Here is a 13,469-nt window from a genome sequence, read left to right on the forward strand (position 1 = left end):
CGCTTTTTATCCCTTTACACCGCCTCCGGTTACTCCGGCAATAATTCGCTCGGAAAGGAAGAGGTAGAGTACAAAGGTGGGTAAGAAGACAATGATGACAGAGGCAAACATCCCTGCCCAGTCTCCGGTATATTTCATGGAGTTAATCATGGAGTAGAGTCCAACCGCCACAGAACGCACCTGGTCGGAGTTTCCGAAGATTAAGGAGATAAAGTACTCGTTCCAAACATTGATAAAGTTGAAAATGCTGACAGTGATAATGCCCGGTTGTGCCATAGGCAGCATAATCTGCCAAAAGCATTTTCCGGGAGGACAACCGTCAATGGCGGCAGCCTCTTCAAAGGCTCTGGAAATATTGGCAAAAAATCCCATCAGGAAAATCGTGGTGTAAGGTACATTGATGCCTACATAGAGGAAAATCAGGGTAAGCTTGTTGGGAATTACATGATTCAAAATGTCCAGTCCTGCCACCATGGCAAAGAGGGGCAGAACAATCATGACCACCGGTACACCCATGGAAGCCACAAAGGCATTTTGCATGAGCTGATTTCCCCTAAAGGAAAATCGAGAAAGAGCATAGGCTGCCGGGGCACAGACTACAACCAAAAGAAAAACGGAGCTCAGAGAATAAAAGAGAGAGTTAAAAAAGATGGTGGATACATCGGAATTGACCCAGGCCTTTTCATAATTCTCCCAGTGAAAACCGGAGGAAAGCAACTTATTGGCAAAGATCTCCTTGGTGGTGGAAAAGCTGGCCAAAACCACCCAACCCAGCAAAATCACGGTGAAGAAAATCCAAATCAAAAGCAGTAGATAAGCAGGGGCTAAACGCAACTCCTTCTGCCACCGTATGGGTTCTCTATAAGTTTTTTCTTTGGAAAAGAATGACATATTGTTTCTCCTTCTTGTTTATGTTCCAATTCTATCTTTACACAGACTAGCTTTATGGACTTTTGAAAAAATGATTTAGCCATCCTGGATTTAGGAGTAAGATTTTTTATAACGGAAAATACTTTGGAATCTTAGCGATAGTATTTTCAGCAAATCTAGAACTCCAAATCCTTGTCCCGGAAAAGACGGTTACAAAGCTGGAAGATTAGGACTACGCAAAGGCTTAAGCAAACCCCTACCGCGGCTCCAATTCCCGCATTTCGCTCCGTAACACTGTTTCCCGCTCCGAAAATCTGCATATACATATAGACCATAGGAGTAATGGTCTGGGTATCCGCCGTTACCGTGGAGAAAAGCTGGGACCAGACGAAGAAGCCTACGCTGCTGACAGACCACATGGTGATATTGGTATGGAACATTCCCTTTAAAAGAGGAAGGGTAATGTGTCGGAATTGCTGGAGTCTATTGGCGCCGTCTAAGGTGGCAGCTTCAAAGTAGTCTCCACTGATTCTTTCGATACCGCTGGCAAAAATCAACATATGATAGCCCACCATACCGAAGCAATAGGCAATCAAAAGAGCCATAAACTTATGGTCATTGCTGAGCCATTGAATCTTGGCCAGCTTGTCCAGATGAACCATGGTGAAAAAGCTCTTCAATAAGCCGAATTTCGGGCTGTAAACATACTGGAGCCACATGGTGGCTAAGGCTACTGCAGAAACAATATTGGGAAGATAAATCATGGCACGGAAAAAGCTTTTGCCACGAATGCCGGAGGTTATAATTACGGCAAAAAGAAGGGAAAGGCTGAGCACCAGGATTCCCCCTAAAGCCCAAATCCGGAAGAGATTTCCCATAGAAATCCGGAAAAGGGTGGTGCTTAATAGCTTTTGATAGTTTTCCAATCCCACAAATTGCCATTTTGAAAAGGTATCCGTTACCCCGTCGATCTTAAAGAAACTCATACACAAGGTTCTCAGGATGGGATAAAGAAACACCAAAAGAAAGAGAATTGCCGCAGGACTGACAAAGGCAAATAGTATAGCAGAATTCTTTTTCACTGTAGCCTCCTAAAAAATTGGCTGTGAAAAAAGAAGTTTTAGGGCATTTCCCTCCCCGGATTAGAGGAGGGCCCTGATTTCCTTTTTTCACAGCGTCAAATGTCATTTTACTATTTCATTACTTCTGTAAATTCTTTACAAACTCTTCAGCAGTGATGCTGCCACCGCAAAGCTTTGTGAAGTTCTCCTTTAAGATCGGAGTCATATCCGCATTATCTTCTGCGGAAGCTGCCCATGGATAACGAGTCTTTAAGCTCTCCATAACAGGCTTTACAGAGGATAAAATCTCAGGCCATTCCTTATTGTCGCTGTCTGCAGGAATTCCCAAAGACATCTCGGAAAGCTTCTGGTCGTACTTACCCTTGGTGAAGTAGGTGATTAACTTGAATGCATCTTCAGCATGCTTGGAATTCTTGTTGATTGCCAATACCTGTGCTCCGAAGTTTGCCGCTTCAACGCCATCTACTCCATTTTCTACTGCAGGATAGCTAAAGCATCCCCACTGGAAGTTGTCGCCGGCAATGTCTTTCACTTCGTTTGGAAGCCAAGAACCGTTTAAGTAGATTGCAGCAGTTCCTGCAGCCAATTCCTGGTTCTGCCCTGCCGGCCAAACATTGGAGGCAATGCTCTCGGAGAAATAGCCCTTCTTAGCAAAGTCTTCATAAGCCTTAGCTACTGCAAGAACAGAAGGATCATCCCATTTTCCGTCCTTCACAATCTGAGAGGCCTTCTCATAGCCGTTGATTCTGGACAGGTGGTATCCGAAGCTGCTTAAGATGTAAGCGTCATCACTGGTGATAGGCGCATAGCCCTTCTCCTTGATTAAAGCACAAGCCTTGTCCAAGTCTTCCCAGGTCTTTGGTACTTCCTTAATGCCTGCTTCATCGAAGATTGCCTTATTGTAGAAGAAAGCAAATACATTTGGCTGGTAAGGAATAGACTTTAAAGTTCCTCCGCCTACTTCTCTACAAGCCGCGATAAGGCCGGCATTTGCGGTTTTCTCGTAGTCATTTGCCTTTGCCAATTCTTCTAAATCTAAAAGATAAGCAGACCAGGTCTTGTTTACACGGTCGATATCCTCATCGAAAAGGTCAATGTTGGTTCCGGCATCAAGTGCGGGCTGTAATCCTTCACGGATTCCGGTTCTTCCCTTAAACTGAACATCTACGGCAATGCCGGTATCCTTGGTGAAAGCATCAATTGCTTCTTTCAAAGCCTGTCCCTGTGGCTCTGTAGCCTCCCACATGGACCAGTATACTAATCCGTCTCCACTCTGTGCGGAAGCATCAGCCTTTGCAGCTTCACTACCTGCATCAGCCTTGCTTTCGCCCTTTTCATCTTTTGCACTTTCCTTTGCTTGGCTGCCGCCGCATGCTGTAAGCGCAAGGGCTAAGGATGCCATTACGGCGATGGGGTACAATAATTTTCTTTTCATTTTTTCCTCCGTTTTCCGGAAAAATCCCTTGCTTACTGTAGGGGATTTCCTCTTTTTGTTCTGCTTCTTCTTATTTTTTATGAATTATATAGAAGGAACAAAAACATCTGTTATTTTCTTCTAAGTATAGGGAGAATTTCCTAAATAATCTTTATACGATTGTGTAAAGCATTTGTCCTTTTGACTGCGTGCTGTCCCGGCTTATCATGTTATGTACTTTTCTGCTTTATTTTTTGTTATTCTTTTACGTATATAGTTTACAGTTTTTCTGCCCTGTGCCACTGCATTTCTCCGGCTTCCAAATGGATTTCCTGTAGCCTTCCCTTTCCGTCATAATAGCCGGTATCTTGAGGCTCTTGACTATTGTTTAAAACTGCAAGCAGTCCCTTTTCTGGATAGGCATGCACTTCACAGTAGGGGTTTGTGGCCTGGTAGAGAGCGTATTCATTTTCCTTACCACAGCTGTATAAAAGAGCCCGTAAAAGAAGTCTGGTGTTTTTCGGAGAGTAGGGAAGTCCTGCCATATAGATGCCTCGACCCTTTCCGAAAGCATGGGAAGAAAGGTGCACAGAACCGTCGCTGTATTCCAAAATCTCTGTATCCTTGTCCGTTGCGTAAATGTTTTTCCTACTCTCCCCAAAGGAAAGTTCTTCTTTGGAAAAGTCTTCCAATAGGAAGTGAGCGGTCTTTTCCGTTTTAAAATACTTGTCTGTAGAAAGGCTGAAGCCCAGCTCCTTCTCTACACCCAGCACATCGGAAAGCTGGAAGAAGCTGCCTTGATACTGCGTAGCGCAGGGTTCTCCCACACCGATAAAGCCGCCACCCTCATAGACAAATTGCCGTAGCATGGTGCAAAGCCTTTCATTTTGCCAGATTTCTCCACCGGACCAGGAGGTACCTGCATCCCCTGCGTTCAGGATGACATCAATGTCTTTTGGGATTCCATTTTCCAAAAGATCGCTAAAGGAGAGGAACTCCACCTCCACCGCCATACCGGACAGGGCTTCTAAAATACCGAAATAGCTGTAAATCTGCTGATAATACAGGGCATGCGCCACCATGTAAGCCTGCCAGGAACGAATTTTTCCCCAGGCATTCAGGATGGCTACCTTACATTTATTGTAGGCTTTCTGCCCCTTTACTTCCTGATGAATTGCTCTAAATTCCTCCGCCACCTTTTCCATGGTATCCAAAAAGGCGGGGAACTTGTAGGCCAGGCTCAAATATCCGCCGTAACCGATGCGGTCAATGGGACTTCTGAAAATGGCCCGTCTTGCGCTAATCCAGTTTTCTATGGCTTCCTTTTCGGGATGCATACCGGGAGAGAAGCTGTCCGGGAAGAAGTAGGGAAGGAAACGCCCTTCGGTATAACGGACTCCGGGAATGTCGGAAATCAGACGAAGAGTAGCCCCTCCTCCCACGCTTCCCACCACGCTGTCTAAGCCGATGGAGGGAAAATATTTTCCGTAGGGCTCTGTACCGATCCAGTTATCTCCCAGGAACATCATGGCTTCTCTGCCTTCCTTATGGCAAAGCTCCACCAGCTCCTTGGCTTCCTTGGCCACAAAGCGTTGAATAAAATCCATGTAATCCAGATAAGCCTTGCTGGGAATACGGAAGGTACTGTTGAAATATCCCTCGTCCACCAAATCCTCCGGCCGAAGAGCATAGCCGTATTCCTCTTCAAAGGCCTCTAAAGCATCTGTGGAAACGGTGTTTCCATAGCCAAACCAATCCACATATTTTTCCTTTTCTTCATGATTGAAAAGAAGGGTAAAATGGTAGAAAAAGGTGGTGAAGCGCACCACATCCGTATCCGGGTGTTCTGCCAACCACTGGCTGAGACAGGATTTAGCGAAGGCCTTACTGTGGGGCTTCCGAATATCAAAAGGGATGTCTCCGGGCTTATCCCCCCACTGGTTGGTAATGTGGTTATAAAGCTCTGTGGGATCCCAAAGGGCATAGGCCAAAAAGCTTAGGGTATAACGGTGGAAGGGAAGAGCATCTTCCAGAATCAGGAGATACTGATTTTCCTCTTCCTTCTTTTCTGTCTTTAGGCTCCAAAGGGAGGGCTCTACCACCTCCCCTGTACTACGGTCTATAAGCTCCCACCATTTTTTCGGATCATGGTCAAAGTCCGGACTTACCTGCTTCGGAAAGAAGCCTTCCATATAGGGGATTTCCAAGTGGGAGGAATAGGCGGTTAGAGGCTTTGACATCAGATAAAATTGCTGACACTCCTCCGGATGCTTTTCTGCAAATTCATTGTGCCCTCTGGCTACAAAATAAGTGCTGTAAATTTTTACCGGCAGGGTTTTACTTTTTGGATCCAAGTGCGTGCCGTCACTGTCTCTGATGGCATCCGCTCCTAAACGCTCCACCAGCTCCTTGGTTTCTTCAAAAAAATTCTCTTCTCCGGGAAGAGTTAATTGTCCTGTTCGTTTTCCCATAATGCTGCTCCTCTGTATAATTTCTAAATCTACTCCGTATTTTAGTGCAAAAAGCATAAAAAATGGCAATATATATTTGCATGATTAGCGATTTAATTGGTATAATCGAATAGTATAGCGATGCCGGAGGACAATAGAGGAAAACAGTTTATTAAGCTTCCATGGCGTTTTAAGTACGTTTTAAGTGCATTTTAAGTGCATATTAACTGCTGAAACTAAAACAAATGTATCGGTATTGGGGGTAAAGGCAAGTTTAGGGAGGGAAGAATGGATTACGAAAGCGTGTATTTGCAGGATTCTATAGAGATTTTGGAACTGGTATCTCTTCATTATTTTCAATACCATAAAGATTTTGCTTTTCCCGGAGAGGCTCATCCCTTTTGGGAATTTGTTTGTGTGGATTCCGGAGAAATCACCGCTATTGCGGGAGAGAAGGAGATTCCCCTGAAAAAGGGAGAAATACTCTTTCATGAACCCAATGAGTTTCATAATGTCTTAACCAACGGAAAGAGTGCGCCCAGCCTTGTGGTCATCAGTTTTTACTGTCACAGTCCGGCTCTTTGGCATTTTCGCAGAAAATGTCTTTCCGTTACGGAGCAGGAAAAGCGGATTTTATCGAAAATTATTCAAGAAGGCAGCAATGTTTTCAGCGGGAGAATGGATCAGCCCTACCAAAAGAAGCTGCTTTTCTCTCCGGAGCAAAATTTCGGTGGGCAACAGCTTATTCGGCAGTATTTGTCGGAGTTTTTGATTTCCTTATACAGACGGTATTTTTCTTTGCCCTTACCGGGGAGAAGTACGGAGTATTTTGTGGAAAAGGGAAATCGGAAACGGGAGCTTTATAACAGCGTGGTAGAGTATCTGGAAAGAAGAATTCAGGAGAAGCTTACTATAGAGGAAATCTGTCGGGATATGCTCTTGGGACGTTCTCATTTACAAAAGCTCTTTCAGGAAGTGGGAAGCATGGGAGTGATGGAACTCTTCCATAAGATGAAGATTGATACCGCAAAGCGGATGATTCGAGAGGGGCAGTTAAACTTTACCCAGATTGCAGACCAGCTGGGCTACTCCTCCATTCATTATTTTTCCCGGCAGTTTAAAAAAGAGTGTGATATGTCTCCTTCGGAGTATGCTCAGTCCATAAGGTCGTTGGCGGAAGAGGCATAAGGGGAAGATATTTATTTAAATTCCCTATAATAATAGAGAATTATAAGTTTTCAGAATTTGTCATGCTATGCATTTTCGTTTATCCTATAAAAGAAAAATTTTCTTTTTGACACGAATTTTAAGGCTTGTATAGAGGAAAGTGGATAGCGCAATGTTTGATGTTTCTTATTTTTTTTCTGTGGTTCCCAAGATTTTCCTAAAGGTTCCCGTAACCCTGGAAATCGCTTTAATCGCAACATTTTTCTCCCTGGTTTTAGGCATTTTGATTGCCATTATTTCTTATTATCAGGTTCCGATTTTAAACCCCTTATGTAAATTTTTGGTTTCCTTTATGCGGGGAACCCCCATCGTTGCCCAGCTTTATTTCTTTTATTTTGGCTTGGCGGTTTACAGTGTTCTTGTAAGAGACATGACACCGATTTCCGCAGTAGCCTTTGTGCTGAGTGTCAATGTTGGAGCATTTATGTCAGAAAGCATCCGAGGAGCCCTTATGTCTGTAGAAGAAGGACAGAAAGAAGCGGCTCTGTCTTTGGGGATGACTCACTTTCAGGTGGTATACCGCATTGTCTTGCCTCAGGCAATTCGTGTGGCTATACCACCCCTCTTTAATGACTTTATCAATCTGATCAAATCCAGTTCCCTAGCCTTTATGCTGGGGGTTCCAGATATCATGGGAGCAGCCAGAACGGAAGGCTCCCAAAGCTACCGTTATTTTGAAGTTTATGGGGCAGTGATGCTGGTGTACTGGGTTGTGATTAGTTTCTTTGATTTTTTCCGGAAAATAGTGGAGAAGCGTCTAAAGGAAGCTTACTAAAAGAGCTTTTCCTTAGGAAAATTCAAAGAAAACTTGGCTACTGCTTGGAAAAGCGAAACTTTTGTATAGGGAGGAAGAAAAATGAAGAAAAAGAATTTATGGATTGCTTTGGCCTTGGCTGCATTGGCATTAAATGCCTGCGGAGGAGCTAAGACGGCAACAACTGCGGCAGGAAGCGAAAATGCCAGTGAGAAGGCTACTGAGGCGGCTTCTGAGAAAGCCGAGGAGAAGGCGGGAGAAAGCGAGAAAGCTACAGAGAAAGCAGGCAGTGATAGTGCCAAGGTGGAAATCACAAAAGGAAGAACCGTCCATGTGGCGACCAGCGGTGGGGGAGAGCCCTACAGCTTGATTGACGATAAGGGCAACTGGACCGGTATTGATGCGGAAATCTGGAAGGAAATAGGAAACAGAACCGGTTGGACCATTGATGTGATGCAGGCCACCGGCTCCGGAGCAACCTTCGGACAGGTGGATGCGAAAAGAGCGGATGTGGCGGCAAACTGTTATGCGGTAAATGCTGACAGGGTGCAGAAGTATTTGGTCTCCGTACCTTACTATGGAGATGCACAGTGCGTAGTGGTAAAGGAAGACAGTGCCATTAAGACCTTCGATGATTTAAAGGATAAGAAGGTTGGAGTATTAAACGGACAGGCTGCCCAGCAGACCATTGAAAGAATGGGGCAGGAAAAGGGCTTTACTGTAACCCTGTATGAGGGAGAGAACGGTTCCGCAGGATATCAGGATGTTCTTTTGGGAAGACTGGATGCCTTTGCTTCCACAGACTCCGCAGTCTATAAGTGGGAAAATGCCAGCAACAATAAGCTTCGTTTCTTGGATGAGCGACTTTATGCCAACGACGTTGCTTACTACTTTGCAAAAACTGATGAAGGTAAGGCTTTAAGAAATGAGGTAAATGTGGTTCTTTCCGACATGCTGGAGGACGGAACTGTAGCAAAGATTGTAGAGAAATATATGTATTCCGATATGACCAAGAACATTATTCCTTACAGTGAGCTTGGCTTTACCGTGGAATAAGAAATAAGCGGAAGAGTATAAGAAGAGTATTCATACAGCAGTACATATTGAAGTATGTAAAGAAGTATGCAAAGAAGTATGCAAAGAATTATGTAAAGAAGCATACAAAGAAGTATGTAAAGGATTATGCATAGAAGTAGGGAGGACAATCCGTGGCAAAAGAAGTGCTCATAGAAATTGAACATTTGTCCAAAAGCTTTCCGGGAGGAACAGAGGTTTTAAAGGATATTTCCTTGGAGATTCATAAAGGAGATATTGTAGCCATCATTGGTCCCTCCGGAACGGGAAAGTCCACCCTGCTTCGTTGTTTAAATTATCTTACGGTACCCAGCGAAGGAAAGATTCGCATCGGGGAATGTACAGTGGATGCAAAGTCCCACACAAAGGAAGAAGTTTATGCTTTACGGCGGAAATCCTCCATGGTTTTTCAGCAGTTCAACCTGTTTAAAAACAAAACTGCTTTGGAAAATGTTATGGAAGCCTTAACGAAGGTGCAAAAGATGCCCAAAGCGGAGGCGGAAGAAATTTCCAAGCATTTATTAGAGCAAGTAGGGATGGGGGATAGAATGGACTTCTATCCGTCCAAGCTGTCCGGAGGACAGCAGCAAAGAGTGGGCATTGCCAGAGCATTGGCGGTAAACCCCGAGGTGATTTTATTCGATGAACCCACCTCGGCTCTGGATCCGGAGTGGGTAAAGGAAGTCTTGGCTACCATACAAGAGGTAGCGAAAGAGGGGCGCACCATGCTTATCGTCACCCATGAAATTTCCTTTGCCAGACAGGTGGCAAACCGAATTTTGTTTATGGAAGAAGGGAAGATTCAGGTGGATGCCCCACCGGAGGGGTTTTTCTCCGATACCAAACAGGAAAGGTTACAACAGTTTCTCTCTTTTGTCAGGAGGGAAGAGGAGCTGTAGCACAATATATTCTACTTGCGTCTATTTTGGAAAGGAGACAAACATGCAACTTGTACAGGATTTGCCGGAGATTTTTGAGAGCTTTGCGGAGCAGAGAAAGAAGTCCTTCCTGATGGTGAAGGAATGGAAGGACCAGGGGAAGCCCATTGTAGGATCTTATTGTACATATTTTCCGAAGGAAATTGCTATGGCGGCAGGAGCGGCCAGTGTTTCTCTTTGTTCAACTTCCGATGAAACCATTGCAGAGGCGGAAAAGGATCTACCCAAGAATCTCTGCCCTTTGATTAAGTCAAGCTATGGTTTTGCAAAAACCGACAAGTGCCCCTTTTTCTATTTTTCCGATGTGGTTGTGGGAGAAAGCACCTGTGACGGAAAGAAGAAGATGTACGAACTGATGAGTGAGTTTAAGGACGTTTTCTTCCTGCGGCTGCCCCATGAGCAGACAGAGGCGGCAGTTCAGCTCTATAGAAATGAAATCATTCGCTTAAAGGACTATCTTTCCGAGAAATTCCAGGTAGAGATTACCGACGAGATGGTTAGAGAAGCCACTAGAATCAACAATAGAGCCAATCAGGCATTAAAGGATTTCTACGGACTCATGAAGCACGATCCTACACCGATTTCCGGATATGATGTTTTTAAGGTACTCTACGGCTCTACCTTTAAGTTTGATAGAGCGGCATTGGCGGAGGAGGTCATTGCCTTAAAGCAGAAGACAGAAGAGGAATATAAGGCAGGAAAGCATTTTGAGAAGCGCCCCCGTATACTGATTACAGGCTGCCCTATCGGAGGAGCTACCGAGAAGGTCATTCGTGCGGTAGAGGAAAATGGCGGTGTGGTAGTAGGATATGAAAACTGTACAGGAGAAAAGGCTATCGGTATTCAGGTGGATGAAAATGCTGAAGATATCTACGAGGCAATTTCCAGAAGATATCTGGCTATCGGCTGCTCTGTAATGACACCGAATAATAACCGTTTCCAGACTTTGGGAGAGATGATCAGTGAGTATCATGCGGATGGTGTTTTGGATATGACCTTGCAGGCCTGCCATACCTATGCTATTGAAACCAACAAGATTCGCCGCTTTGTAAATGAAGAAAAGGGCATTCCTTATCTTAACGTAGAGACTGACTACTCTCAGTCCGATGTGGGACAGTTAAATACCCGTGTGGCAGCATTTATCGAGATGCTGTAATTCCTTTTTAGTCTTTTTGTAGGGAAGGGAAGATGGAGAGAAAATATTTAGGAATTGATATAGGCTCCACAGCGGGAAAGGCGGTGGTTTTAGACGGAAAAGGCGAGATTCTTCAAGCCTTTTCCGTACCTACCGGCTGGAGTAGCTTTGAGGCTCTAAAGTCCATTGGGGAAAGATTGGAAGAACCCATGGATGAAGAACATTATGCCTGCATTGCCACGGGTTACGGTAGAAACGCGGTGGCCTTTGCGGGAAAAACCATGACGGAAATCACCTGCCATGCCAAGGGAGCCATGGCTCTTTTTGGGAATGAAGCCATGAATGTGATCGATGTGGGCGGTCAGGATACCAAGGTCATTACCTGTAAGGGGAGAACCGTGGAAGAATTTTTTATGAACGACAAATGCTCTGCAGGAACCGGGAAGTTTTTGGAGGTTATGGCAAACCGCTTAAACATTTCCATGGAGGACTTAAACTCTCTTGCCAAGAAGCATACCGAAGAGGTAAAAATCAGCTCCATGTGTACGGTTTTTGCGGAATCAGAGGTGATTTCCTTGGTAGGACAGGGGATTGAACGAGCCAATATTGCTTACGGCATCCTGCAATCCGTTGCAGGAAAGGTGGTGCAAATGTTGGGAAGGCTCAGAGATCAAAGCCCGGAGGTCTATCTTACTGGAGGGCTTTGTGAAGCGGCCTATTTTCAGGAGATTTTATCGGAGAAAATCGGCAAGCCCATTCATTCCCATAAAAATGCCCGCTATGCCGGAGCCTTGGGCGCTGCGGTGCTGGCAAAGGAGCAGGTAGAAAAGGGTAGAATGTAGGAGGCTTTGGAGCTATTAAGCTTCCAAAGCCTTCAAGGCCTCATCCATATCCAAAAACTTTCTTCCGTCCGGAAGAATCATGCAAGGAATGCCCAGTCTGCCATTTTCAGGATAATCAGACTGAAGGGCCTGCTTCCGAATCTCCGCATAGCAGTCCTCCTGCTCCCGTAACATCAGATAATATTTCAGAGAGTGAAAATCCTCAAAAATATTTACAAAATCCACCTCTACATTTCTTTTCTTCATTTTTTCCAGAATTTCTACGCATCCCGGACATATATGACTACCAACGATTTGAACCTTCATATTTCCTCCTTTTTAGTGAATTTCTTTTCCCTTATCACTATACGAAAATATAGCACGGAGTCAAGCGGAAATCCCATTTGACAGGGGGAGGCTTTTTGCTATATAGTTCCCTTTGCAAGTGCATAGTATAGAGATGAGGCGTTCCCTTTTCTAATGCATAGTGTAGAGCCAAGACAGCCCCTTTAGGCGTGCAGGTCTTACAGCATTGAATCCCCTCTTGGGAAAAATTCCATTACAAGGAGTAAAGGATGTTTGAAAATTTAGAAGAAGTAAAAAAGCATTACGAAGAAATTATGCATAACCTGACGATTCCGGAGGTGGTTTCCGACATTAGTCAGTATAAAAAGTTGATTTTGGAGCAGACCAGCCTGGAGCCGATTTATAAGGCGTATCTGGCTTTCCGAAAGGCGGAGCAAAGTGAAGAGGAGGCTCTTTCCCTTTTGGACAATGAAAAGGATAAGGAAATTCTGGAGATGGCCAAGGAAGAATTGCAGCAGGCCAAGGAAGACCAGGAGAGACTTACCAAGGAGATTCAGCTTCTCCTCTTACCTAAGGATGAAAATGATGATAAGAACATCGTAATGGAAATTCGTGGCGGTGCAGGGGGAGAGGAAGCGGCTTTATTTGCCGGATCGCTTTATAGAATGTACACCAGCTATGCGGAAAAAAGAGGCTGGAAGACAGAGCTTGTTTCCTTTAATGAAACCGGCCTTGGGGGTTTAAAGGAAGTAGTCTTTATTGTAGACGGTCACGGTGCTTACTCCCGTTTAAAATATGAGTCCGGGGTACACAGAGTACAGCGTGTTCCGGAGACGGAAAGTGGCGGAAGAATTCATACCTCCACTGCAACTGTGGCGGTTATGCCGGAGGTAGAGGATGTGCAGGTAGAAATCAATCCTGCGGATGTGCGTATGGAGGTTTTCCGTTCCTCCGGAGCAGGTGGACAGCATATCAACAAGACTTCTTCTGCGGTTCGACTGATTCATGAGCCTACAGGTCTTGTGGCAGAGTGTCAGGAAGAGCGTTCTCAGGTGCAAAACCGAGAGAAGGCTATGAGACTTTTGAGAGCAAGACTTTATGAAATCGAGCTGGAAAAGCAGCAGTCGGAAAATGCGGCGGAAAAGCGTTCTCAGCTGGGAACAGGAGACCGTTCCGAGAAGATTCGTACTTATAACTTCCCTCAGGGAAGAGTGACAGATCATAGAATTAAGCTTACTCTTTACAACATTGATGCAGTACTTTCCGGGGATCTGGATCTTTTAATCGATCCTTTGATTACCGAGGATCAGGCAGAGAAACTGGCTCGTTTGGAAGAGAAGAATTAAGGAAAATGCCTCCTTTTCTTAATGGGGAAAAGGGGGGATTTTTGTATAATAA

Annotated in this window: 12 protein-coding genes; 7 read left to right on the top strand and 5 right to left on the bottom strand. The window is 44.8% G+C overall.

Annotation, left to right across the window (positions count from 1 at the left end; genetic code table 11):
- Positions 1-6: 6 nt before the first annotated feature.
- The 4 genes from RDQ32_RS00465 to gnpA form a co-directional block, all read right to left on the bottom strand.
- Positions 7-891, bottom strand: a complete 885-nt coding sequence (locus RDQ32_RS00465; RefSeq protein WP_308578662.1) for a carbohydrate ABC transporter permease — start codon at positions 889-891, stop codon at positions 7-9.
- A 155-nt stretch (positions 892-1,046) separates the two neighbouring features.
- Positions 1,047-1,952, bottom strand: coding sequence for a sugar ABC transporter permease (locus tag RDQ32_RS00470; protein WP_308578665.1), 906 nt, complete (start codon positions 1,950-1,952; stop codon positions 1,047-1,049).
- Between the two features lie 118 nt (positions 1,953-2,070).
- The gene (locus RDQ32_RS00475) at positions 2,071-3,387 is read right to left on the bottom strand and encodes an ABC transporter substrate-binding protein (RefSeq protein ID WP_308578667.1); all 1,317 of its coding nucleotides are present in this window, start codon (positions 3,385-3,387) and stop codon (positions 2,071-2,073) included.
- A gap of 257 nt (positions 3,388-3,644) precedes the next feature.
- Entirely contained in the window at positions 3,645-5,837 is a 2,193-nt protein-coding gene (gnpA, locus tag RDQ32_RS00480; protein ID WP_308578669.1) for a 1,3-beta-galactosyl-N-acetylhexosamine phosphorylase, read from the bottom strand.
- A 267-nt stretch (positions 5,838-6,104) separates the two neighbouring features.
- On the opposite strand from gnpA, the gene RDQ32_RS00485 reads away from it, so the two are divergent.
- The 6 genes from RDQ32_RS00485 to RDQ32_RS00510 all read left to right on the top strand — a co-directional run bounded on the left by RDQ32_RS00485 (position 6,105) and on the right by RDQ32_RS00510 (position 11,786).
- Positions 6,105-7,004, top strand: a complete 900-nt coding sequence (locus tag RDQ32_RS00485) for an AraC family transcriptional regulator (RefSeq protein ID WP_308578672.1) — start codon at positions 6,105-6,107, stop codon at positions 7,002-7,004.
- A gap of 139 nt (positions 7,005-7,143) precedes the next feature.
- Complete coding sequence (locus RDQ32_RS00490; RefSeq protein ID WP_330606939.1) at positions 7,144-7,818, top strand: amino acid ABC transporter permease; 675 nt, start codon at positions 7,144-7,146, stop codon at positions 7,816-7,818.
- Between the two features lie 81 nt (positions 7,819-7,899).
- Positions 7,900-8,853 carry a transporter substrate-binding domain-containing protein gene (locus tag RDQ32_RS00495; protein ID WP_308578675.1) on the top strand — a complete coding sequence of 318 codons (954 nt, stop codon included), beginning with the start codon at positions 7,900-7,902 and terminating at the stop codon, positions 8,851-8,853.
- A 152-nt stretch (positions 8,854-9,005) separates the two neighbouring features.
- Positions 9,006-9,770: an amino acid ABC transporter ATP-binding protein gene (locus RDQ32_RS00500; protein WP_308578678.1), complete on the top strand. Its 765-nt coding sequence runs from the start codon at positions 9,006-9,008 to the stop codon at positions 9,768-9,770.
- Positions 9,771-9,813: 43 nt separating this feature from the next.
- Positions 9,814-10,965: a double-cubane-cluster-containing anaerobic reductase gene (locus RDQ32_RS00505; protein ID WP_308578680.1), complete on the top strand. Its 1,152-nt coding sequence runs from the start codon at positions 9,814-9,816 to the stop codon at positions 10,963-10,965.
- Between the two features lie 32 nt (positions 10,966-10,997).
- Positions 10,998-11,786: an acyl-CoA dehydratase activase gene (locus RDQ32_RS00510; RefSeq protein ID WP_308578682.1), complete on the top strand. Its 789-nt coding sequence runs from the start codon at positions 10,998-11,000 to the stop codon at positions 11,784-11,786.
- Between the two features lie 15 nt (positions 11,787-11,801).
- On the opposite strand, the gene RDQ32_RS00515 is transcribed toward RDQ32_RS00510, so the two are convergent.
- The gene (locus RDQ32_RS00515; protein WP_308578684.1) at positions 11,802-12,092 is read right to left on the bottom strand and encodes a glutaredoxin; all 291 of its coding nucleotides are present in this window, start codon (positions 12,090-12,092) and stop codon (positions 11,802-11,804) included.
- Between the two features lie 248 nt (positions 12,093-12,340).
- Here RDQ32_RS00515 and prfA point away from each other — a divergent pair, with 248 nt between their 5' ends.
- Positions 12,341-13,417, top strand: coding sequence for a peptide chain release factor 1 (prfA, locus tag RDQ32_RS00520; RefSeq protein ID WP_007157084.1), 1,077 nt, complete (start codon positions 12,341-12,343; stop codon positions 13,415-13,417).
- Positions 13,418-13,469 lie beyond the last annotated feature (52 nt).

Origin of the sequence: uncultured Oribacterium sp. (assembly GCF_902481605.1) — a bacterium.
Taxonomy (GTDB): Bacteria; Bacillota; Clostridia; order Lachnospirales; family Lachnospiraceae; genus Oribacterium; species Oribacterium sinus.